Source organism: Pedobacter foliorum, assembly GCF_013266735.1.
Classification (GTDB): domain Bacteria; phylum Bacteroidota; class Bacteroidia; order Sphingobacteriales; family Sphingobacteriaceae; genus Pedobacter; species Pedobacter foliorum.
The window spans coordinates 144,751-169,240 of sequence record NZ_JABSNU010000008.1; the positions used below are offsets into that span (position 1 = coordinate 144,751).

General features: G+C 39.4%; 18 protein-coding genes and 1 pseudogene. 14 read left to right on the plus strand and 5 right to left on the minus strand.

Annotation, left to right across the window (positions count from 1 at the left end; translation table 11 throughout):
- Positions 1-4: 4 nt before the first annotated feature.
- Entirely contained in the window at positions 5-982 is a 978-nt protein-coding gene (locus HQN83_RS16705) for an ROK family protein (RefSeq protein ID WP_173091466.1), read from the plus strand.
- 38 nt (positions 983-1,020) lie between these two features.
- Here the strand turns inward: HQN83_RS16705 and HQN83_RS16710 are convergent, their stop codons facing one another.
- On the minus strand, positions 1,021-3,414 hold the full coding sequence (locus HQN83_RS16710) for a glycoside hydrolase family 95 protein (protein WP_173091467.1): 2,394 nt from the start codon (positions 3,412-3,414) through the stop codon (positions 1,021-1,023).
- A 496-nt stretch (positions 3,415-3,910) separates the two neighbouring features.
- Here HQN83_RS16710 and HQN83_RS16715 point away from each other — a divergent pair, with 496 nt between their 5' ends.
- Together HQN83_RS16715 and HQN83_RS16720 are read left to right on the plus strand one after the other, a co-directional pair.
- A complete protein-coding gene (locus tag HQN83_RS16715) occupies positions 3,911-5,542 on the plus strand; it encodes a two-component regulator propeller domain-containing protein (protein WP_173091468.1) in 1,632 nt (543 codons plus the stop codon).
- 90 nt (positions 5,543-5,632) lie between these two features.
- Complete coding sequence (locus HQN83_RS16720; RefSeq protein ID WP_173091469.1) at positions 5,633-7,003, plus strand: glycoside hydrolase 5 family protein; 1,371 nt, start codon at positions 5,633-5,635, stop codon at positions 7,001-7,003.
- Positions 7,004-7,096: 93 nt separating this feature from the next.
- Here the strand turns inward: HQN83_RS16720 and HQN83_RS16725 are convergent, their stop codons facing one another.
- The gene (locus HQN83_RS16725; RefSeq protein WP_173091470.1) at positions 7,097-7,531 is read right to left on the minus strand and encodes a GNAT family N-acetyltransferase; all 435 of its coding nucleotides are present in this window, start codon (positions 7,529-7,531) and stop codon (positions 7,097-7,099) included.
- 213 nt (positions 7,532-7,744) lie between these two features.
- Positions 7,745-9,205 (minus strand): MocR-like pyridoxine biosynthesis transcription factor PdxR, encoded by a 1,461-nt coding sequence (pdxR, locus tag HQN83_RS16730; protein ID WP_173091471.1) that lies wholly within the window; start codon positions 9,203-9,205, stop codon positions 7,745-7,747.
- Positions 9,206-9,666: 461 nt separating this feature from the next.
- Here pdxR and HQN83_RS16735 point away from each other — a divergent pair, with 461 nt between their 5' ends.
- Positions 9,667-11,052, plus strand: coding sequence for a S41 family peptidase (locus HQN83_RS16735; protein ID WP_173091472.1), 1,386 nt, complete (start codon positions 9,667-9,669; stop codon positions 11,050-11,052).
- Positions 11,053-11,137: 85 nt separating this feature from the next.
- Here the strand turns inward: HQN83_RS16735 and HQN83_RS16740 are convergent.
- Together HQN83_RS16740 and HQN83_RS16745 are read right to left on the minus strand one after the other, a co-directional pair.
- A pseudogene (locus HQN83_RS16740) lies at positions 11,138-11,320 on the minus strand (helix-turn-helix domain-containing protein); the annotation flags it as partial.
- Positions 11,321-11,748: 428 nt separating this feature from the next.
- Positions 11,749-12,948 carry a PQQ-dependent sugar dehydrogenase gene (locus HQN83_RS16745; RefSeq protein WP_173091473.1) on the minus strand — a complete coding sequence of 400 codons (1,200 nt, stop codon included), beginning with the start codon at positions 12,946-12,948 and terminating at the stop codon, positions 11,749-11,751.
- A gap of 225 nt (positions 12,949-13,173) precedes the next feature.
- Between HQN83_RS16745 and HQN83_RS16750 the strand changes: the two genes are divergently transcribed.
- The 10 genes from HQN83_RS16750 (at position 13,174) to HQN83_RS16795 (ending at position 24,347) form a co-directional block, all read left to right on the plus strand.
- A complete protein-coding gene (locus tag HQN83_RS16750) occupies positions 13,174-13,941 on the plus strand; it encodes a peptidase associated/transthyretin-like domain-containing protein (RefSeq protein WP_173091474.1) in 768 nt (255 codons plus the stop codon).
- Positions 13,942-14,178: 237 nt separating this feature from the next.
- The gene (gene arr / locus HQN83_RS16755; RefSeq protein WP_173091475.1) at positions 14,179-14,613 is read left to right on the plus strand and encodes an NAD(+)--rifampin ADP-ribosyltransferase; all 435 of its coding nucleotides are present in this window, start codon (positions 14,179-14,181) and stop codon (positions 14,611-14,613) included.
- A gap of 102 nt (positions 14,614-14,715) precedes the next feature.
- Positions 14,716-15,576 carry a nuclear transport factor 2 family protein gene (locus HQN83_RS16760; protein ID WP_173091476.1) on the plus strand — a complete coding sequence of 287 codons (861 nt, stop codon included), beginning with the start codon at positions 14,716-14,718 and terminating at the stop codon, positions 15,574-15,576.
- Between the two features lie 103 nt (positions 15,577-15,679).
- A complete protein-coding gene (locus tag HQN83_RS16765) occupies positions 15,680-16,603 on the plus strand; it encodes a Dyp-type peroxidase (protein WP_173091477.1) in 924 nt (307 codons plus the stop codon).
- Between the two features lie 89 nt (positions 16,604-16,692).
- Positions 16,693-18,099: a sialate O-acetylesterase gene (locus HQN83_RS16770; protein WP_173091478.1), complete on the plus strand. Its 1,407-nt coding sequence runs from the start codon at positions 16,693-16,695 to the stop codon at positions 18,097-18,099.
- A 73-nt stretch (positions 18,100-18,172) separates the two neighbouring features.
- The gene (locus HQN83_RS16775; protein ID WP_173091479.1) at positions 18,173-20,881 is read left to right on the plus strand and encodes a carboxypeptidase-like regulatory domain-containing protein; all 2,709 of its coding nucleotides are present in this window, start codon (positions 18,173-18,175) and stop codon (positions 20,879-20,881) included.
- An 8-nt stretch (positions 20,882-20,889) separates the two neighbouring features.
- Entirely contained in the window at positions 20,890-21,684 is a 795-nt protein-coding gene (locus HQN83_RS16780; protein WP_173091480.1) for a hypothetical protein, read from the plus strand.
- A 74-nt stretch (positions 21,685-21,758) separates the two neighbouring features.
- Positions 21,759-22,496 carry a hypothetical protein gene (locus HQN83_RS16785; protein ID WP_173091481.1) on the plus strand — a complete coding sequence of 246 codons (738 nt, stop codon included), beginning with the start codon at positions 21,759-21,761 and terminating at the stop codon, positions 22,494-22,496.
- Positions 22,497-22,610: 114 nt separating this feature from the next.
- Positions 22,611-23,207, plus strand: coding sequence for a sigma-70 family RNA polymerase sigma factor (locus HQN83_RS16790; protein WP_173091482.1), 597 nt, complete (start codon positions 22,611-22,613; stop codon positions 23,205-23,207).
- Positions 23,208-23,333: 126 nt separating this feature from the next.
- Positions 23,334-24,347, plus strand: a complete 1,014-nt coding sequence (locus HQN83_RS16795) for a FecR family protein (RefSeq protein ID WP_173091483.1) — start codon at positions 23,334-23,336, stop codon at positions 24,345-24,347.
- Positions 24,348-24,490: the final 143 nt, after the last annotated feature.

Here is a 24,490-nt window from a genome sequence, read left to right on the forward strand (position 1 = left end):
TAATATGCTTTTAGGTTTTGATATAGGTGGTACAAAATGTGCTGTTGTTATAGGGAATGAAGATCATCAGAAACAGATTCAAGTCTTAGATAAGCGCATTCTGGTTACTGATCAGCCGGTTTATGAAATGATTGCTTTGCTGTTTCTTACAGCAGAGCAATTGCTAACGGATAATTCAATAACGATCGAAGAAGTGACAGGTATTGGGATTAGTTGTGGCGGACCATTAAGCAGTAAGAAAGGGCTTATACTTTCGCCACCAAACCTCCCTGGTTGGGACAATGTCCCTATTGTTGAAATGGCAGAAAAAAGATTCGGTAAAAAGATCCTGCTTCAGAATGATGCCAATGCCGGAGCCGTTGCCGAATGGAAGTACGGTGCCGGAAGAGGCGTTAATAATATGATTTTTCTGACCTTTGGGACAGGAATGGGTGCGGGTCTGATTCTTGATGGAAAACTATATTCAGGTATTTCTGATCTTGCCGGAGAAGTAGGACACCTCAGGTTATCAGAAACTGGACCTGTGGGGTTTGGTAAGGCAGGATCATTCGAAGGTTGGTGTAGCGGAGGAGGAATAGCCCAGATTGGACAGATGCTGGCAAGGCAGCGTATACAGATGGGCGAAAAGGTGCTTTACTGCAAGAGCCTGGAAAATCTTACCAGCATTACTGCCAAAACCATTGCTGATGCGGCACTTATGGGCGATGCCACCGCAAAAGAGGTATATATTTTATGTGCACAATACCTGGGGAAAGGGTTAGCGTTACTTATTGATATTTTAAACCCTGAACTTATTGTGCTTGGCAGTATATTTGGCCGTGCCAGAATACTGCTTGAGGAGGAAATGACAAAGACAATCAAAGTCGAAGCATTCAGAGATTCCAATAATGTTTGCCAGATTGTATCGGCCGAACTGCAGGAGCAAATTGGCGACATTGCTGCGCTTTCTCTTGCCCTGATCGTTAGCGAAAACACAAAATAATTGCCAATTGTTATCTAGAAGGTTTTCAGCAACGAGATTTAGGGTGCAAAAACAACCCTGCTGTCTCCTTTCGCCAGATTTTCACCTTTGATTTTTACCTGAGGTAGCGGAGATCCTTTAGGAGATGTGATCTCCGCTTTCATAAGTTTACCATATTTCCATTCTATGTTCACGGTATAACCTTTTCGGGCAACCAGGCCTTCCACTTTGCCTTCCGGCCATTCAGTTGGTAAGGCGGGCAAAATATCTAAATAGCCATCTTGCGATTGTAACAGCATTTCAGCAAAAATGCCGCAGGTGGCCATAGTCGCATCCAGCATCATATTGCCCGATTGGTTAGACATCATATTTTCATACCCATTCTCCTTAATCATTGTATTGAATACTTTTACAGCCCTATCTCCGTCCTTTAAGCGGTTCCATAATGCACTTTTCCATGCCATCGACCAATTTCCACCGGCATGAGGCCAACGTGTTTCCTGCTTGCCTTCACCTCTCATCTCTAATGACTTTTTCGCTGCAAATGCAAAATCTTTTGTCTTATCCACTGAAATCATATTACCTGGGTAAAGCGCATACAGGTGAGACATATGGCGGTGATGATCTCGAGGATTATCCGCATCGATAACCCATTCCTGCAGCTGACCATACTTGCCAATTTTTAGTGGCATCAGTTTGTTGCGTGTTTCTGTTATTTGCTTACGTAAATCAGCATCTATACCCAATACTGTAGCAGCCTCAATTACATTTGTGTAAAGGTCATATACCATTTCTATATCCTGATAAGCAGGTACGGTTGATATTTTATTGGCATAAACTTCTCCGTTTACTGTAGAGTACTCTACTGGCTTTCCGTCTTTAGTTTCTATACCATGTTCGGCCGAAACGGTAGGTGCAATTACAAATTTTCCCTCATATTCTACCATGTTTTCCAGCCAGAACTGTGCGGCTTCTTTCATGATAGGGTAGGCGCGGTTTTTTAAATAAGTTTTATCTCCGGTAAAAAGATATTGCTCCCATAAATGACGGCTATGCCAGGCATTTGCAGATGGATAAATACCCCATAGGATATCAACTCCAGGGGCCGTGAAACCCCAGATATTACCCGTGGCATTGCTTACCCAGCCTTTGGTGCCATAATACATTTCTGCCGTTATGCGCCCTGGTTTCACTAATCCTTCTATCCATTCTATATACGATTCCTGACATTCTGGTAAGTTGGTTGAGCCACAGCCCCAATACATTTCTTGCAGATTTATGTTGCTTTGAAAGTTACCACTCCAGGGTGCAGACTCAAATGTATTCCATGCCCCTTGTAAAGTAGAAGGCAGTGTCCCTTTTCGCGAAGCACTTATAACCAGGTATCTGCTCAGGTTGAACCATAAAGCTTTGAGTGATGCATCATCGGTGTTTCCTTTTTTCAATTCGGCTATACGCTCATTTGTAGGCATTTTTTCTACGGCAATATCGCCTCTCAGCGTCAACTTAACACGATTGTATAAATTTTGATAATCGGCCAGATGGCTGGATCTTAGTTTATCATAGCCCTTACTTGTGGCGTCTTTAATTGTCTTTTGGGTGTTTTTATCCGGATCTTCGCCTTTAAAGGTTGGATACTCGTATTTATATTCTGTGTCTACAGCATAAAAAATGGATGCCTCATTTGCATTTTTTACCTGTATATAATCATCGCCAACGGTTACTGTGCCTCCATTTTGCACTACTTTCATCCGTATTGAATAGCGCAGCCCGTTAGCGGTGATGAGGCCTGAATAGATCAGCTCGTCTTTTTGTTTTATTATTTTATCCGCTTTGTATGTGAGTATATGGGAGAGTTTAAATTCTACTTTGTGCTGCTCATTGGCCGATAGGTGGAGTGCCAGTGTTTTGTCGGGATAGCTACATAGATACTCTCTGTTATAAGTTACGCCCTCATACTTGTATTTTACAAAGCCGGTTGAGTTAGATAGGTCGAGTCCCCTCACATAATCGGTAGCTTTTGTTTTGTCTTGATTAAAATCGATTTCAAGGTTTCCTACAGAGGAAAAGTAGCCATAGTTCTTAAAATCACCTATCATGTGGATGGCGGTTAATGAGTCGGCCGCTCTAAACTCATGATTTTTAATCTTTTCGCGAATTAGGTTTACTATCTCTTTTCCTCCCGGTCTGTTACCAAAATTATAATTGGGAGAGATGATAGGTCCACCTGCCCAAAATGTTTTTTCAGCAATGTCTAGTCGTTCCCTATCCACACCTCCATAAAAGGATGCGCCCATATATCCATTACCTAAGTGTAATGTTTGTTTAGACCAGTCGGTTGCCGGGTAGCGGAACCAAAGGGTTTGATCGGGGGTAATTGGGGTGGAAGCAAGTAATGGACTAGAATAGAGTAATACGCATATAATTGAAACTCTTCTTAGTAATGATTTCATTTTGTTAGGTTTTTTGTATGGTATAAAGCGACAATATTGGACACTAAAGTGCTCCTGGTTAGTTGAGCAATTTTGGATCAAACTTAAGATTATTTACTACAATTTTATGGTCTTCATTGAAACCCTTGCCTGTCTTGTGGTATAGGGGTTTGCATTTACACCTGTTAGATGAGGAGGAGGAGGAAAAATCAATAATGCCAAATATTTTAGATAGCAAATTTGAATTCTAATAAGATTGGTTTGCCTTTTGGGGATATTGAAAATCGTCGCTATCAGTCATCCTGAAAGCTATGCGGATTGCAGACACAAACAAAAGCAGTATTAGATGCAACGAGATACTTGTGTTTCCCAGAGAGGACGTTTAGGCTATTACGCATAATGTCAAGATTTTATTTACAAAATTTACATTTTTATTTACAATCCAAATTCGTCGCGTCGAAAAATATCAAAGTAGATTCGCTGAATCAATTCTAATAGGATCAATAAATAAAAAATTATGAAATACATACAAGTATATATTTTGCTCTTGATGTCCGTTTTTCTTGCTTCCTGTGGACAAAACCAAACAAACGTACCAAAAGATAACATCAAGTCCGAAATTAAAGACATAGGGCCTAACATAATGGTTCGTAATATAAAAAAAGGCAGAAATGGCACCATTTTGATTGCTGGCCCGAACAACTTATCATTTGGTGATGTTTTTCGATACGATGCCAGCCTGCAGGAGGGGCAGGGGAAATCTTTTACTAATCTTACAGGTAAGATAGGTTCACACCGATTCTGGGATGTCCTGGAAGATCGACGAGGAAATATTTGGTTCGCTACTACTGATTCAGGTGTTTATTATTACAACACGTCGGCTCCGTCTAGTGCAGGAGGGAAATCCATTCAACATTTCACTACCAAGGAGGGACTTGCCAATAATCGTGTTATGTCCATTTATGAAGATAAAACCGGTATTATTTGGTTCGGTACTGGAAGTGGAGTAAGTAGTTACGATGGGAAATCTTTTCGAAATTTTACCTCCCCGAACGCCCCGCTTTTTTATAAAGAAGGGCATTTGAATAATGATATTACTACAATCATTGAAGATAAAACAGGGAAATTGTGGATTGGCACAAGGGGCGACGCCTTTGTTTATGACGGGGGAAAATTTACCACTTTAAACCATAATGGCGAACCCTTTCTCGACGTCTGGGGTATAATGGAAGATAGAAAAGGCAATATTTGGCTCAGCGGTTTCAATGGTTTTAAAGTAAGCCAGACCGGTGGCCTCTGGCGCTATGATGGCAGTACCTTTACTAAGGTATCGGAGAGAGGTGCTTATGCTATAATCCAAGATAAAAATGGAAACATCTGGACTACTGGTTCAGTAAATCCTGCTAATCCGCGTATTCAGGCAGTTTCCCGTTATGATGCAAAGTCCCTGTATAGTGCGAAGCCCATTGTAACCGAAATTATGTCGGGAAAGGCTTTCTTTGGGATTTTAGAAGCTAACGATGGAAATATTTGGTTTGGAGATGCGACCGGAGTGTATCGTTATGATGGAAAGACCATCACGGACTTTTATAATAAAGCGGGGCAGAAAAAATATATCATAGATACGAAGCAAAGTGTTATAGTATGGAAAGGTTCTATGCTACTTGGTGGATGGGAAGGTACTAAGCTACTTAGTGATGGTACCATTACAGGGGACGTAAATATATTAAAAGGAGAATTGTTGATCGAAAACAGTCATCTAGTGGGCGGTGCAGTTGAAGTGGACATGAATACAATTGAACGAAAATTTGAGGATCAACGTCCACACAATAAATTTCCTGATTTTTTTGATGTCAAAAAATTCCCTGTTTCTACATTCACAATTACGAAGGTTAAAGCAGGGAATGATGGAAGTATAAAAGTTACAGGGAACCTGACAATTGAAGGTATCACGAAGGCGGTTACTTTTCCAGCCAAAATGGATTTTATGGACGGAATGGATGGAACTGTCGTGCTGAATGGCAAGCTGATCATTAATCGAACAGATTGGGGTAACGATTATAGATTAGAAAAGTTCTTTGATAAGTCTGGTGATCAAACTATTTCTGACGACGTTAAACTCTTTATGAAAATCATAGCAAAAAAATAAAGATTAGTTTAAACCAGATATTCCCGTTCCATTTTATCAAGATCAAAATAAGGGACGGATTCATTATATTGCGTGATAAAGAAAGAAATCATGAGTAGGAATCTCCTTGTTTTAGGCATAAGCTGTTTACTGACCGCAGGTTTAAGTGCGTCATCATCAGCGTCAGTAAATGCCAGGTATGTATACAAAATTGAAACAGATACTACAAAATTGATTCGTTCTGGATTGACCAAATATGCAAGTCCGCAAAGCAGCAAAGCAATAAAGGTTGAAATTAAGAAAACAGAGACTGGTTATACGTTCATCAGAAACGGAGAGCCTTATTTTGTAAAAGGGGCAGGTGGGACTTCAGAAGCCGAAGCCTTAAAAACCGCAGGCGGAAATTCTTTCCGTACCTGGGGTACCGAAGGTGGGGCGGCAAATCTGGAACAGGCAGAAAAGCTTGGGTTAACAGTTACAATGGGGCTGGATGTAGCACGTGAACGTCATGGTTTTGACTACAATGACGCAGTTGCGGTAAAAAAACAACTGGACCACCTGCGTAAAGAAGTGCAGAAGTATAAGGGCCATCCAGCTTTACTGGCCTGGGGTATCGGAAATGAACTGAATCTGGATTATAAAAACCCAAATGTCTGGAATGCGGTGAATGACATTGCTAAAATGATCCATCAGGAAGATCCAAACCACCCTGCTACTACCATGCTTGCAGGGATCAATCAAAGAGAAATAGACCACATCAAAGCTAAATGCCCAGACCTAGATTTCCTTTCGGTACAGGTATATGGCGGATTGGCCAAAGTCCCTGATCAGCTGCGGACTACAGGCTGGGATGGTCCTTACCTAGTCACTGAGTGGGGGCCCACAGGGCATTGGGAATGTCCGAAAACATCATGGGGCGCTCCGGTTGAAGAGACCAGCACAGAAAAAGCTGAAGTCTACAAAACACGATACGAATCATCCATCCTGAAAGATAAGAATTGTCTGGGTTCCTATGTATTTCTATGGGGGCAGAAACAGGAGCGTACACCTACATGGTATGGTTTGTTTACAGAAGCAGGAGAAACTTCTGAAGTATTTGACGTCATGCAATATGAATGGAGTGGCAAATGGCCTCAAAATCGGGCGCCTAATATCAGTTCATTCACCATAGACGGCAAAACTTCGCTCAGTTCTATTTATCTCAACCCCGAGGAAAAATATTTAGTAAAGATTTCTGTTTCAGATCCGGACAAAGACAAGCTAACGATCAGGTGGGAATTGTTGCCTGAAGCAACAGATCTTGGGCAGGGTGGTGACAGGGAAAGCAGGCCTATTGCGATCCCCAATATGGTGATGGCAAATTCGCTGACAAATGCATTGCTCAGCGTACCTACAAAGCTTGGCGCTTACCGTTTGTTTGTTTATGTAAGTGACGGTCATAATCATGTGGCTACTGCAAATATTCCTTTTATGGTACATTAAGCCATTCTTTTGCTGGCTATTAACGCTAGCCTACCCAAGCACTATTGCTAATCGCGCTTGAAATAACGTACCTGTGGTAACATAGGTACGTTATCAATGTGACCAGTCAGCATAGCTCATTTCAAATTTGATCTCTCCATTTGAATAACTACCAACCGGAGTCCAGCCTTGAAGGGTATAGAACTGCTCGGCGCGAGTATTCGGAGCTGTTCCTAAAACTACCTTATCTTTAGTTTGCTGAAAATACCAATCTAGCATTAATCTATGCAATTCCTTTCCAATTCCTTTTTCCGCAAAGTCTGGATCTACGAATAATGCCCATACACTCTTTTCTAATAGGTCTATAATGGAGAAGCCTACAATCTGGTCATCCACCTCACAAACCCAGCCTTTTCCTTTCTCGGATATGTAATATGCAACATCTTTATCAGGTACCAGATCTGGGTTGCTCAAGGTATTCTCTTTAACCAGATGTCTTACAACCTGTATCTGTTTGATATCTGAAAGTTCTGCAATTCTAAAAATCATATTTACAAACTTACCAATTGTTAAAATACATTAAACCTCATATAAAGAAAATTAGGATAAATTAAATTGATTAGCAGGCTGTTCTTTAAATTACAATATAAAATAAATGAGAATGCAGTTAAGCTATACAAGAAAGAACTGTTGGAATTACTTTTAGTGGTAACATTCTGCGTGATTTTGACAAGTTCCGTTGGGTAGCAGAATTATAGAATACTAAGGCGTTTTATTGAATTTTTGAAGCTGTATTTTTAGAAATTCAACAGTGTGTTCAAGTTCCTTTTCGTCCATAGAAGCAAACCCGAAACGAAAAGCATTTTGTTCTGCACTGATTCTTTTGATGTTTAGCCCGTGCATTTCTTTTAATTGACTGATAGGATATTGAGGCAGTAGCCTAATCCAAATTGCCATTCCGCCGGTAGGCAGCAAATAAGAGATGTATTTGCCGAGCTTCTCTTTCAATAGGGCATCCAGGAAATCCCGTCGATGATGATAGATTTTTTTCGCTTTTTTAAGATGTCTTTTTAATTCTCCATCTTTTATCATTATTGCCAGTGCATTTTGCATGTATCCGTCACCGCCTACATCAATTACATTCCGTAAAGCGGTGCATTGCGATATGAAATTCTTCGGAGCGACCATAAAGCCTATTCTTATGGCAGGGTCTAACATCTTGGAGAATGAACCGATATATATTACACTCCCCGTATGTCTGGCACTTGCTAAAGGTAGATAAGGAGATGAACTATAATGATAATCATAGTCATAATCATCTTCTATGATAGCGAAAGAAAACTGCTTCGAAAGCTCCAGTAACTTCATCCTTTTCTCTACGCTAAGAGTAACGGTTGTTGGATAATGGTGATGGGGAATAACATAAACGGCGGTGATTTTTTTCTTTTTGCATAATTTTTCGATGGCATCCACATCAATGCCATCATCATCAATATTTACCTCAATAATTTTTGTTCCTGTTTCCTCAAAAGCCCTATTGGCAATTGGATAATTGGGTTTGGCTACGACAATAGTGGTGGAGGTATCTAAAAGTAGTTGAGAAGACAGATAGATGCTCATTTGTGCCCCATGTGTAATCAACAGATTGTCCGGTGTTACATTTAACCCTCTAGTCTCCGATAAATATGCAACCAGTTCTTCTCTTAATTTCAATGTTCCCTGCGCAGTCCCAACATGAGCATCCTTTACAGTGTGCTTCCTCGAGGTGAGTGAGCGGTAAGTTTTTAATAAATTGTCAATCGGAGATAGGCCCACATCCGGATATCCGTCATCAATGAGAATATCTGAAGCGGATGTAGTCTCTTTTATAAATCCATTTCTCTCAATAATTCTAAATGGCAGGTCGAAACTATTTTTATAAGATACCGAAGGATCTGCCTGGCTCCAATCATGGGGTTTTAATAGCGGAATATGTTCTGACACGGCAACGTGCTTTCTTGGAATAATCACAATCCAATCCTGTGCATTCAATTCATCATAAGCTGCAATTACTGTTTTTCGGTGTACTCCCAAAGTTTTTGCAAGCTCCCGACTGCCAGGCAGAAGAGTTCCGGCTTTTAATACTCCGTTCCTGATTGCATTAGTGATTGATAAGGCTATTTGTCGATAAACCGGGATTTTATTGTTTTTGTCGACGAGAATAATACGGTCGTAAGGAAACATCTGGACTACTATATATATTAAAACTGGATTACAAAGGTAGTCCTTATTGAAAATAAATTTGCAGTATTAAATAAAACACTTTTAACAATATCGAATTTTCTACCGTCAACAGCCTGATTATGAAAAATGTAAGGCGTTTATCCCAAAATCGGTATGAGTCAATGGGAGCAGTGCTACATATTGGACAATGTAGAAGATTTGAAATAGCATAACTTAATGTTGGATTAATTCGGCTTCTATGATGAGCCCTTGTTCATAGTCGAACAATATTGTTCAGTAATGAACATTAACTAAGAGAAGTTTTATTTTAAGTGTCTTTAAGACAGTTGTTTAGTGTTTTTTGAGCCGTTGGCACTTAAGTTGATTAAAAACAAAAGTCAAGCCTACAAGCTATAGTTAACGATAATATGATTCCATGCCCAAAAAGGTTCTATACCGCAAGGCCACAATTTAAGTTATTTTTGTATTGTCTTAAATACTCCATAATTGGATTAATCCTATTAAGTACACCAGCATTTGGACAAACATCGACCATTAAAACTTTTGACAAGGAGATGCTTTTGGCCGACGCATTGCTGATGATCAATACTTTTGAAGAAGTGCAGGTTAATTCTTACTTACACATCTCCAAATCTGAATTGCAGCGAAAAAAGGACAGCATTTTTAATGCAATTCCTCTGCGAGTTGATGAAAAAAAAGCCTTTGTTGTTCTCAGCCAGATTGCAGCATTGGTTAAAGACGCTCATACCTATGTTGACAACTATGCCGCCATTGTGGAGTCATTTCAGAAATCGAGGGTTTTTCCTTTAGGTATACACTATAAAGCAAATTATAAGTCACTAAAAGTATTGAATAAGTTTAGTGAAACTAGCAGTGTCAAACTAGGGGCTACTCTGATTTCTATTAACGGTTACAATGCCCGACAACTTTTCCAAAAAGCAGCTAGTTTGCAGGGAGGTCTAGACGCCTATCGGTTCAATGAGGCAAAGAACAATTTTTCTTACCATTTGTATCTTCTAGGTATCCATGCGCCTTTCAAGATCACCTACAAAGAAGAAGGTAAAGCAATACAAAAGGAAACACTTGATGGCATAAGCTACCAAGATTATTTAGTCGCCAATCAAGTCACACCCATTGCTAATTTCAGTTTTAAGCTTTTGCCTAATCATATTGGCTATATCAATTTTAATGCAATGTCCGGTATGAAGAAATTCAAGACATTTCTTGATAGTACGTTCACTGCACTGAAAATGAACCAGGCTAAAGGACTAATTGTTGATCTTAGATACAATGGTGGTGGAAATTCTGACCTTGCAGAACTTCTTTTAAGTTACCTTACTGCGAAGCCTTATCGTCTATCTTCAGGCAGGAATTTTAAAGTAAGTGTGAAATATCAAATGTTCATGAAAGAAAATTACCCTGATCAAACCACAGCTCAGGTAATCACTTACCTCAATGCTAAGCCGGGAACGGTGCTTTACTTCCCTTATCAAGCAAAAAATTTTATGCCAAATAATCCGAATCGATACTTGCTTAAAACAGCTTTTTTGATCGGGCCTCAGAACCTGTCGAGTGCAACAATGCTTGCTGATGGTGCTCAGACCTATAAACTTGCCACATTAATTGGACAACCTACCGGGGCCCCGGCCAACGATGGAGGCGAGTCATACAACTTTAGACTTCCCAATACTGGTTTTGAAGTATACACCTCTAGCACGTTCGACATTCGGGCAAACTGCCGCAAAAAGGATGCTACGGCTATACTTCCCGATATTTCGGTTGTCGAAGATAAATCAGATTCAAAGGATGCCATTTTAGACTATGGAATTAGATGGATCTTAAAATAAAAATTTCTCTCTCAAACTATGAAGATGATGATTCTGGCTTCTGTTGCCCTTGCTGCTTACCTTTGGCAAGAACATAGAAAAACGATCACCTGTTCACATGAAGTTGATTGGGTGAGAACCCGTATTTCTTTTTAAAGATAAATGAAAAATGGGAGAGGTCTTCAAAACCGACTTCTAGATAAATCTCAGTCGGTTTTTTCTTTTTTTCGGCCAGATGGTAATAGGCCAGTTCCAACCTTTTATCCGTTAGCCACTTTTCGGGTGTGGTATTGAATTGTTTAACGTGTCAGCTTTTGTGCAGTAAATTGACATTGAACTATAAATTTGTTAAATTAGGATTCAATGTCGATTGAAATCGTAAATTAAATCATATTGCTTTAGTCTTGGATAGGAATGGGATTCTAAGTTTGACCAATTATATAGTCGGCCTTTGCACACACTTTAAAGGGACCTCGTTCGGCCTTCGTTCGACGAGCGCCGAATGAGGTCCTAACAAGATCCGTAGAAAAGCCGAAGCATTTTTAGGACCAAAAATTTTTTTAAAACCAAGATCTCAGAATGATTGTGAACATAATTTGAAAATTTCGCGATAGCTAATCGTTAGAAAGCAAAAAAAGAGGTGTCCTAACTAGGGCACCTCTTTTTTATTAATAGGAATTGTATCCTCGCACGCCATAAGGCTGTTTAATGATACAATTATTTCTTAGCCAGCTTGTATAATTTGCCGCTGTCTGTTGCTGCGTAAATGGCACCATCTTTACCTGTTGTTATGCAGCGCCAACGTTCATTCTTATCAGAAAGCAAACGTTCTTCACCCACAACTTTGTTGTTTTTTAGGACCAAACGAACGATGTGTTGTCCACTTAGTGCGCCTATAAATAGGTTGTTTTTCCACTCAGCTATGTTACCGGTATAAAACATCATGCAGCCTGGCGAGACAACGGGATCCCAATAGTAAACCGGCTGCACGGTACCTTCTTTTTGTTGTATACCTTCATAAACCTTCTCACCACTGTATTCAATGCCGTAAGTTACATAAGGCCAACCGTAGTTGCCACCCGGCTTAATTAAATTGATCTCATCGCCACCGCGAGGGCCAAACTCTGTTTCCCAAAGGTCGCCGTTAGTGGGGTTTATGGCTAGACCATCCGGGTTACGGAAGCCATAGGCATATATCTCTGGCTTAGCATCAGTCTGGCCTGTAAATGGATTACCTGCAACAGGTTTGCCATCCTTGGTAATATGAATAATTTTACCGGTGGTTGCGCTTAGGTCCTGCGCCTTCTCACGGATGTCGTTAGATTGGCGGTCACCAGAGCTAATAAAAATATTACCTTGTTTGTCAAACACTAAACGTGAACCAAATTGGCCGGCACCTTTAAAGCGAGGGGTGGCTTCAAATATAACGCTCACATTTTCCAGCTTTGTTTCATCAGCCGATAACTTACCTTTAGCTACGGCTAGGGTAGCTCCCTCGCCCGGTTGTGCGTAGGTCCAGTAAATCATACGGTTTTTGGTGAAATTGGGGTCAATATTTACATCCAGCAAACCACCTTGTCCCTGAAATTGTACTTCCGGGAAACCGGTAATGGTTTTATCAATTTTACCGGCAGTTGTCAATATTTGCATGGTTCCCGGCTTGCTGCTGATCAGTAAACGGCCGTCGGGTAAAGCATGCATACCCCACGGACCTTTTAGCTCAGTGCTGATGACTGTAGCGGTATACGGGGTTTGGGTTTTAACGCTGCCAATACGGGTTTGTCCTGCAAAAGCAGGTTTATAATCACTATTGGCCTTGTTTTTTTCAACCGGCTTACCGGTTTGGGCAATACTAGATGTATGTAATGATAGAAGGGCAATGCCTAGAGCTAAGGGTTTATAAATTTTTGAAAACATAATGCGATTTGGATTAATGTTGAGTAAGTTACAACCTTACAGGCTTTATGTTTCAATACAACATGTTTTTTACAATAATTAATTCTTGAGTTATACACAGCGACATTGATCTGGATGACGGATGCATTGGCAGACCTTAAGAAAATAGGTGATGTCGCATGATTTTTTCGAATCCAGGCTGCTCATCTTTGATTGATGAAAATGAACGCTTAAAACTTCAATACTATGAGAACCTACATGAAAAACTATGTAACCTGCTTGCTTATGCTGATTAGTACCTTAAATATCGCCTGCAAAAAGGACAGCAATAAAGAAGCAGAAGGAGCTCAGGATGGCTATGTAACCGGAAGGATAATTGATGCTCAAAACAATCCATTGGCAAACATTGAAGTTGTTTTTGAGAATATACTGGTAGGTAATCACAGTTATGTTGCGGGTGTGTCTAACGAAGAAGGCATGTACAAGATCAAACTACCAAAAGTAGGTACGTATCACGGTGCGGCTTATATTAAAAAGACCTTTAATGGTAAAACTTACGAAATGTCACTCCATCCTGATAATGATGAAGTTATTGGTAATACCGGTGCGGTTGTAAACTTTCAGTGGAAACTTTCTGGTTCCCGCCCCAACGGGCTTGACGGTTTCTATGGAGGCAGTGTGGAGATTCACAACCATCCTGGTAGGCCCATTGTTGACGAACAGAATATCGAATTTACATTTACCCCAATCGGAAAATTAATAGATGGCTCAGACGGTCAAACCATCAAACGCAAAAGTGGACTGCCCCAAACAATCTACTATGGTCGTCTTACCGACATTCCCATTGGCAGGTATCAGGTCTCAGCGGTTTATATCAATGGTGGGCAACGCATTCCGCTTGGACTTCGGGAACTGGACTCTGAAGATCCTTATTCAGCTAAGCATACCTTAAATTTTGAGCCTGCAACAATCGCAGGTGATAATATGGCCTTTATACAATATGATTATCAATAAGAGTCAAACTCCATATCCTCCTCCGCCAATACTACCACCCGAGTTACCATCATGGAGCACAAGGCTGAGGATGGTTAAGGGAATAACAAGAAAAGATAATTTCAAAATAAATTTATTGGGAATAATGTTGGCCATACAGTAATATAGATCTTTTTTGTTGGGAAAGTAAGACTTGTTTATCTTTATCCTTGTACAGGATATTCTGAAAATAAAGGAGTTACTCAAAAAAGTAAAGCGATGGACAAAACACATGAAACTGAAGCAGCTATTCAGGATGCTTTTAAACAAACTTTTTTTCATGGAACGAAAGCTAATTTGGTAATCGGGGATTTTATAGAAACAGGTTTTTCTTCAAATTTTGTGGAAAGGAAATTAAAGCACATTTATCTCACTGCAACACTTAACGCTGCTATTTGGGGAGCGGAGCTTGCCTCCGGGACGGGTAGAGAAAGAATATATCTGGTAGAAGCGACAGGCCCGGTACATGATGACCCTAATGTAACCGACAAAAAGTTTGCTGGAAATCCCACCATGTCGTATCGCTCCGAGCATCCATTTAAGGTTATTGGTGAGGTTACGGTATGGAAAAGTCATTCGTTAGAACAAATTAAAGCGATGAAAGATGGTTTGGAAAAGATGCAAAAGCAGGGTGGCGTGGTAATAGAGGAGTAAATTAAATCCTTGCCATGTCTGTAACATAGTTTTGAATTAGGCGTCAAAATACATATGTAACGTCAAATGAAAAAAACATTAACAATAGCTTCCCTACTAGTAGTGTTTTTCACCAGCACCTTTGCACAAAACACTTCAAGTACAGGAGACACCTACCTCAACCAAGAATTGGCGGCTAAAGATAGCCTCTTCTTTGATATCGCATTGAATAGCTGCAAAGTGCAGTTGTTACCTGATCTGTTTACAGCCGATTTCGTTTTCTTACATGATCAGGGACTTCATCACCAAACCTTTGCCCAATCTGGAGCAGATTTTTTTAAACGAATAGCGGCTACCTGCGGGAAAGTAAAATTACGCCGTGAGGTGGCTGACTTGCAAAGTTTTCAGTTAAATGATGTGGCTGCTATTCAAACCGGAGTGCAGCGTTTTTATGTGGATAACAAACCGGTCGAAGAATCGAAGTTTACCCGTCACTGGCGCAAAGAAGAAGGGATTTGGAAAATGGCAGATGAGACCGACTACATGGTTAACAATCAGCCTAGTGCGGATGTTGGTAAGCGCTATGTGCCTGGTGCTTATGTGCCCGCATCATCGGAATTGTATAAAACTATTGTTAAAATGGATAGTGTTTATTTTGATACATATAACCATTGTAAGATTGGTAAAATGGATTCACTTACAGCAGATGACATTGAATTTTATCATGACCGCGGGGGCTTTTCACACTCAAAAAAGGAGCTTCTGGCGTCTATTCAGAAAAATATATGCGGTAAGGTTACGCGTATCCTCACACCGGGTAGCATAGAAGTTTACGAAATACCGGGCTATGGTGCGGTCCAATTCGGCTACCATAGCTTCCGTAATATCAATGAGACCGGAGAAAGTCGTCCGAGCAAGTTTGTTACCCTGTGGCGACTAAAAGATACCCATTGGCAGATCGCACGGGTAATCAGCTTGCATTGATAATGTTTGAACATTCTGTATTCATTGAGATCATTTCCGTAATTATTCGTAAGTTACCTTCGAATATTTAATTAAATTTTGAGGAAATATAGTTATAGTTTTTATGAGCATCAATTCGCAAAATGTATTAGATTATCCTAATAACAATACCATTTTTATGGTATGGAATTTTACCCAAAAAGATGCCATAAAAGATTCGTTCAAGAGGCTTTGTGCACTGATTGGCAATCTTAACAATTCAGCCAATACTCGATTTCCAAATTCTAAAGCCAGTATAGTTTTGGGTATTGGCTATGAGGCATGGCAATTATTGAATTTACCTGTACCACTTCCCAAAGAATTTGAAGCCTTTGTCCCAATAGCTGGTACCAAACATACAGCAGTGGCCACAAAAGGCGACTTACATTTGCATATTCGCTCTGATACATACAGCTTTTGTATAGATGCAGCTTCTACGATCTCAGAAATTTTAACCGATGTGGCAGAAAGTGTTGAAGAAATTCACGGATTTAGATACTGGGATAGTCGCAGTATTTTAGGTTTTGTGGATGGAACTGAGAATCCGCAGGGTGAAGACAGACAATATTTTGGGATTATCGGAGATGAAGACCCTTATTATAAAGGCGGCAGCTATCTTTTTGTACAGAAATATATTCATGACATGAGGGCATGGAAATCTTTGAAGGTGGATGAACAGGAAAAGGTAATTGGAAGGTCTAAAGCTGATGATATCGAAATGCCCGATGAAGTGAAGCCCTCTAATTCTCATTCAGCTCTTGCGAACGTGGGAGACGAATTAAAAATAGTTCGGGATAATATGCCTTTCGGAAATGTTTCAACTAATCAAATGGGTACCTATTTTATCGCCTATGCAAGCTCATTTAATACTGTAAAAAAAATGCTGACCAATATGTTTATAGGTTCGCCAATAGGAAACTATGATAGGATCTTAGACTTTAGTACTCCCCATACGGGAAGTTTGTTTTTTGTTCCAACTTTCGAGATGTTGGATAGTTTTGGAAGTTAAATTTTTGTATTACCAATTTAGATGTGATATTTATTATTGGAGCGATGTAAAACACAGGCCACTACTTTAAAATCGGTAATAGATAGATTATGAAAAAAACACTTTTTACCCTTGTACTTTTTCTTGCGACGTTATCGCTATATGCCAATATTCGTTTGCCCAATATATTAGGTAGCAACATGGTATTGCAACAGAAATCAACTTCTAAGCTTTGGGGTTGGGGTTCACCTGGTGAAAAGATCAAAATTACTACATCATGGGACAAGAAAATTGTTGAGGCATTAACAGATGGAAATGCACATTGGCAAATTAGTATTGAAACGCCACAAGCAGGCGGGCCATATACTATTGTTTTTGAAGGCGAAAATAAAATCACACTTGAGAATATATTTATTGGTGAGGTATGGGTGTGCGGTGGACAATCTAATATGGAGTGGAGCCACAATAATGGACTGACTAGTATTAAGGAGGAGTTTTTGCAACTTAGCAAGTTAAATATCAAACTATTTAAAGTACCTAAAACAACTTCAAAAACACCCCAAGATAATACTGAAGGTAGCTGGGTGGTTTGCGATAGCAATACCTTAAAGGCGTTTAGTGCCGTGGGTTATTATTTTGGGAAAGAGCTGAATAAAGATTTAAATGTACCGATAGGATTGATTAGTAGTAATTGGGGTGGCACACCTGCCGAAGTTTGGACACCCGAAAATTTAGTGGAGGGTAATGCGGGTCTAAAAGAGGCAGCAGCCCAAAAAACACCTGCTCCGTGGTGGCCCATCTCCCCGGGTTATGGTTATAATTCAATGATTGCACCCCTTGTTAATTATAATATAGCAGGTGTAATCTGGTATCAGGGAGAAAGTAATACGGCAACTGCATCAAGCTATACTGAATTAATGAATACCATGATAAGTGCGTGGCGTAAGGCCTGGGATAATAATTTTCCATTTTATTATGTACAAATAGCCCCTTATAAGTATGATAGTAATAACATCGGGGCATTATTGAGAGAAGCACAGACGAAGAACCTTTCTACAGAAAAGACAGGAATGGTGGTGGTTTCGGATTTGGTTAGCGATACGCTAAACATCCATCCAACCAATAAGAAAGATGTAGGCTTGCGTCTAGCTAACCTCGCTTTAGCAGAAACCTACGGTTTGAAAAAAGGTCCATATAAAAGTCCAATTTTTAAATCTTTAAATGTCAATGGCATTAATGCAGAGGTAGATTTTGATTACGCAGAAACAGGGTTAATACTTAAAGGTGATAAGCCAAAGGAAATTTATATTGCCGGAGCGGACAAAGTATTTTACCCCGCAACCGTTAAAATCAAAGGGAATAAAATCATTGTTTCAAATAAGCTAGTAAAAATACCGATGGCAGTCCGCTACCAATTTAGCAATGCAGGATTGGGTAATCTTTTTAGTAAAGCTGGTTTGCCAATAGCACCTTTTAGAACTGATAATTGGGAGGTTGATACAAATAAGCTGAAATAAACTTGGTAATAGTAAGTAAATGAATTTATCAATGGTTTGATCATCAGTTGATTAATTTATATATTAGCTAGGTATGATAACAAAAAACGCTCGGTTATTATTTCTGCTTAATACTGTAATGCTTTTCACCTCATTTATGTCTGGAGCAGTAGCACAGATTGTTGAACAAGAAAAGGTATATATTCACACCAACAAGCCTAATTATAACCTTGGAGATACGCTTTGGTTTAAAGCATACATAACCCAGGGATCAAGAAATGTTTTATCAGCATTAAGCGGGTCTGTGTATGTTGATTTAATCAATGAAAAAGATTCTATGTATAGATCGGTAAGACTCCCTGTTGCGGACGGTGTTGCTAGTGGGGACTTGATATTAGGTGATGATTGCCTGGCTGGAATTTATCGAATTAGAGCCTACACACAATGGATGAGAAACAAGTCTCCCGATTATTTTTTTGATAAGAGTTTTGCTGTAAGCAACACATATGTGAACGAAGCTAAGGTCGTTACCTCTACCAGATATGAAAAAATCAACGGTGAAACTCATATTACAACTAAAATTAACTATACGGATACTGAAGGCAAACCTATCTCAGGGAAAGTTGTGAAGTACAAGGTTGTTTCAGAATACAATACCATCAACAATAAATCGATTAAAACAGATGGGGAGGGTAGTATAGAAATCCTAGTGGTTAATGATGAGCGCATTTTAGCTAAAAAGGTTTATGTTGAAGCCTACTTGAGGCTTAATGCAAATAATGAAATCACTAAGATTGTTCCATTAAATGTAGAACACATTGACACTGATGTTCAGTTTTTCCCGGAGGGGGGGAACTTAATTAATGGAGTCACTTCAAGAATTGGATTTAAGGCAGTAGGTGTCAATGGAGCTGGGGTTAAGATAAATGGAGAAATAATAGATGATGAAGGGAAGGCTTTGATCAGTTTTTCGAGCGTCTATGCAGGAATGGGTAGTTTTGAGTTTAAACCGCAATTGGGTAAAGTTTATAAGGCTAAGGTTGTATTTTCGGATCAATCTGAACGAACAATCAATTTTCCTGTTGCAGTTAATGATAATTTTGCACTTTCCGTATCTCAGCCCGCGGACGATTTTATTGCGATCAAAGTTAAAGCCCCTGCATCACTTACTTCAATACCTTCAGGGTTAAATTTATTGGTGCAATCCGGAGGAGAGCAGATTTTCTCATCTTCTGTATCGGCTGATCAGTTGAATTCGGAAATAAAAGTCAAGCGAAGTCTTTTTCCTCCAGGGATTGCCACTGTTACACTTTATGAAAAATTGGACACTCCACTAAGCGAAAGGGTCTTCTTTGTGAAGAAAGAGAGTCCGCTAAAGCTTGAAATTACATCTGACAAGCTGACTTATAAATACAGATCACTGGTACAGATGCAGGTTGCTCCTGCAAATATTGTTGGTAAATTGGTAAAAGGTAGCTTTTCTGTCTCGGTAGTGAGTGAAGCAGTGGTGCCTGATACGGGAGATAAAGAAAGCACCATCTTATCTAATCTATTACTCTCCTCGGACCTGAAAGGGTACATTGAAAATCCGAACTATTATTTTAACAGAAGCGGAACTGAAATTGATGGCCAATTGGATAATTTAATGCTGACTCAGGGCTATAGAAAGTTTATATTAAATGACTTCTATCATCCATTACCTCCAAAATATCCTGCCGAGAGAATTGGTGTAAATGTTGCCGGGGTGGTGAAAACACTTGGAGGTAAGCCTGTTTCGGGTTCCAGGGTTACTCTAATTGCATTAAATTCTGGGATTATGGAAGATGCTCGTACTGACCAGAACGGGAGGTTTAAAGTTGAAGGGATGATGATTAACGAGGGTGTTAGATTTAATGTTCAGGCCAAAAGCCCAAAGGGTGGAGATAGGGTAGAAGTGTCAATTGATCGACCGGTTTTTCCTGAAATTAGTATCAACAAAAACGGACCCGACTTTAATGATCATCAAAATCAAATCATCCAAGTTCAAAATGATCCATTAACGCTTAAAGCAGACCGCTCCAGGAGATTGAGGGAAATAATCATCCGGGCAAAAAAGTTAGAGAGTATAAAATTTACACCTCAAGGTTCTGCCCAAATTCCTGAGGGGCACGCAGATCAGACTTTTGTATTGACTAATCCTGAAAGTTGCGCGACACTTGGTATTTGTTTGCAAGGAAAGATTCACGGAGTGACATTTATGAAACTAGAAAATAAAAATGTTATTAATTATCCTCATTGCAGACAGATGGATATTCATACTAATGCGCAAATGTTGGTGCCAATGGATGTTTATGTTGACGGGCGTAAAATAGTAGATACGGTTGAAATGGCAGAGATTTTTGACGGCAATAGTATTGACCCTTCGAATATTGGTAAAATTGAAGTTGTTAGGACAAACATTGCTTTAATTAATAGCCTTGTTAGGGATTCCGAAAATGGAGTCAAATCGGCTCTGCTAATTATAACCAAACGGCATGATAAACGAGATCAGGTATATACTCCCAATATTGCTAAATTCATGCCACAAGGATTTAGCAAGTCCAGAGAGTTCTATTCGCCTAAATATGAAGTGGCAACTAATGAACGTTATTCTGATTTAAGGTCTGCTGTATATTGGAATCCGGACCTAATTCCTAATGAAAACGAACCCATGAACTTCAATTTTTATACCTCAGATATGAAAGGTAATTACCGTGTGACTGTAGAAGGTATTGATGAAGAAGGAAATATTGGAAGGCAAGTATTTAGATTCAAAGTTGAATGATCCAGTATATGAAAGTCGGATTTTTTCTAATTATGTTGCTTATAGTTCCATCTGTATTGTACGGTCAGTATCCTGTATTTGGAGATGAGCGAAGGCCAAAGGGAAACATTAAATCCTTTATGGAAAGTTGTTATGATACCTCTCAGGGGATAAAGATGTTAGTTAGTAAGAATAAATTTATTTATGATCAAAAGGGTGTGTTGATAGAAAGAATAGTTTATGATACTATTGACAGTAATAAGGTTAGTCAGAAGGTCTCTTATATTTATGAGGATGATGAACTTTTTGAGGAATTAGGAGAAACCTACAGAATAAGGCATGTATACGATGATAAGGGAAAGAAACTTGCTGAAAAATATACTTCAGTAAACTCAGATTATCTGAAGCGGTATGATTATAGTATTGATGGTGAGCTTGTTAGGATGACTAGTTATAACTCTAAAGGGAAATTACTGTATTCTGAATCATTTAAGTATGATGATCAGAAAGCATTGCTAAAATTGATTCATATCGTACCTGACTCATCTGATAAGAGCTTTCAGGCTATTTATACGTCGGATATTAAAGGGAGGCATTTGAGTACGCGGGTATATGCAACCAATGGTTATATACTTTATACAAATAAATTTAATTATGATTTTGAAGGTCAGTTGAATGAGGAGATTCGTTATAATTATAGCGGTGCCTTTCTCTTTAAAAAGCGCTTTAAGTATGTTTATGACAAAGCAGGTAACTGGACTTTGCTAGCTAACAAAAATAAAACAAGCTCTTATCTTACTATAAGAGAAATTCAATATAATTAACCTAGGTATTTCGGAATGATATTGATGGCCAGAAACTAAAGCGTTATCTTTATAAGCTTAGAATTTGTTATACCATGAAAAGATATCTTCTGCTACTTTTATTATTCGCGACAGTGTCGGGGTATGCTCAAAACACGATTAACAACTACAAATACGTACTGGTGCCGGAGCAATATAGCTTTTTTAAAGAGGTGAACCAGTATGGTCTAAACAGCCTAAGTAAAAAACTGCTGGAGGAAAAGGGCTTTACGGTTTATTTTGATAATAAAGACTTACCAACTGAGATAGCAAATAATAAATGTAAGACGATGACCGCCGATCTTATAGAGAAAAAAGGGATGTTTACAACCACACTTACGCTGATATTAAAAGACTGCCAAGGTAATGTGGTTTTTAAAGGCAAAGAATGTAAAAGCAGAGAAAAGGAATTTGGTACGGCTTATAATGATGCTTTAAAAAACACTTTTGCTTCTTTAAATGAGCTTCCTTATGCTTTTGCCGGTGAAGTAGCAAAGGTTGAAAGCGTAAAAGCACCGGAAGTTGCTGTCGTACCCGCAAATCAACAGACAGTAGCAGTTGAAAGTACCGAGCCCTCAGGAACATTATATGCCCAGGTAACTGCAAATGGTTTTCAGTTGATAGATACTACCCCCAAAAAAGTACTGACTCTATTTAAAACCTCTATACCGGATTGTTTTATTGCAGAGAATGGCAAATACAAAGGAATCGTACTGAAAAAAGACGGAAAATGGTTTTTTGAATATTACAATAATGATAAACTGATTTCCGAAGAGTTACTGATTAAGTTTTAGTGTTGATAAATTAACATTCATATTCCTGGATTAAACCTAACAAACAGTTAACATACATTTAACCTATCGTTATTTACTTGTGCCGTACTTTTGGTAGAAATAAAACTGGTAGAGATGCCCTCAAACCCGATAGACGAACGTGAATTGATTAGCCTTTGGAAAAACGGGGATGAAAGCGTATTCAACCAATTATTTAAACTTCATTTTCATAAACTGCTCAGATTTGCGTCCCGTTACACTCCTGATTCGGAACTGGCAAAGGAAATGGCAATGGACGTAATGTTTAAGGCCTGGCAGAAAAAAGATACTTTAGCTAATAACAGTCAAAGTCTGGAACCATTCCTTTTTCATTTACTGAAAGCTGCGATTGTTGATCAGTTCAGAAAGAAAAGCCTTCTTTTTCTACCCATCGAGAAGATGGTCACTGAGCCTATGTCGGTTGAACAAACTGATGACCGGATCAACTATCGTGAACTAAATACATTATATCAGGAAAGCTTAGATTGTCTTAGTCCTCAAAGAAGACTGGTCTTTGAAATGCGTCAGCAGCAAGGGATGAGCTATCAGGAAATAGGAGATGAATTAGGTATCTCTCCAAAAACAGTAAACCGTCATCTTACAGATTCTTTTTGTACGGTAAGAAACTTCCTTCGAAAAAATGGGGAGATCGCCATTTTTTTTCTAGCCACTATTGAGATTTTAAGTTTTTAATAAATTTTTTCGTTTCATTATCAGTGTTTTATGGCTTTATTGAATAATAATCTCAGTTCCTATTGGGTATAAAAGCCATTTCTTACGGTATGTATAGATAGAGCACCTTGCTCTCATACCATAAGCATGAAGAAAGAAATTGACAAGAAACTTTTAATTCGCTACATCAATGACAGATGCACGCCTGAGGATATGATCCAGGTAAAGCAGTTTCTTCAAGATCCAGAATGGCAGCAAGCATTGGAAAAGTTACTTGAAGTTGACTTTTCTGCTATGGAAAATGAGCAGCCCGATGAAACAGCTGTGGAAGAATGGAATCAGCAGTTCCGTGACAAATATTTCAGAAAAAAATCCGTCAGATTCTGGTCTACACAGTGGACAGGCTATGCTGCTGCTTGTTTGGTGCTATTGGGTATTGGTGGGTATTTTCTTGCAGGGCCGTTGGGAGTGACCAGGCAAGCCACTACAACAGTGAATGCTATGATAGAGAAAACGAATCCAAGGGGTATTCGTTCTAGGATTATGCTGCCAGACAGCTCGGTGGTTTATCTGGGCGCGGGTAGTAGTATTAGTTTTCCAGAGCGATTTGCCGTGAAAGAACGAATGCTAACACTTACCGGGGAAGCTTTTTTTGAAGTATCAAAAAATCCAGAGCGACCTTTTGTGATCTATACAGATAAAATACGGACCACAGTATTGGGTACCTCATTCAAAATCACCGCATTTAAAGGAGATCCGCTATCTGTTGAAGTAGCTACTGGCAAGGTGAGGGTGTCAAGAATGGAAAGAGGAAAAGGCGCCACTGAACTTGCAGTACTGATTCCGGGAGAAGGCATAAGGTGGGATGGAAAGAGTGAAAAGGCCGTGGCAATATCTGCCGACATCCGTGCGGTTAAAGGTTGGGCAACAGGAGAAATATCTTTCAGAAATCGTTCGCTGGCACAAATTGCAGCTGAACTGGAAAACTGGTATGATGTAGATATCAGTTTCGCTAAATCGGTAAGGGGAAACAAACGCCTCTCTTTGAGCGTAGACGGGAGGTTGGCCCTTTCGGATGTTCTCGACATTATCTGTAATACAGCCCATCTGGAGTACTACTTTAATGGAAGGCAGAAAGTCGTTATATCTGGGAGCAAATAAGACAAAAAAGGAAAGGAGAAAAATGAACGGTTAATCTTTACTAAAACAAAAAATCCGTTCCCGGTAATCCGGAAACGGAAGATGTGATCACATGCAGTAACATGTTTACCAAGACGCTGTACTGCAGGTGAAATGCTCCAGGC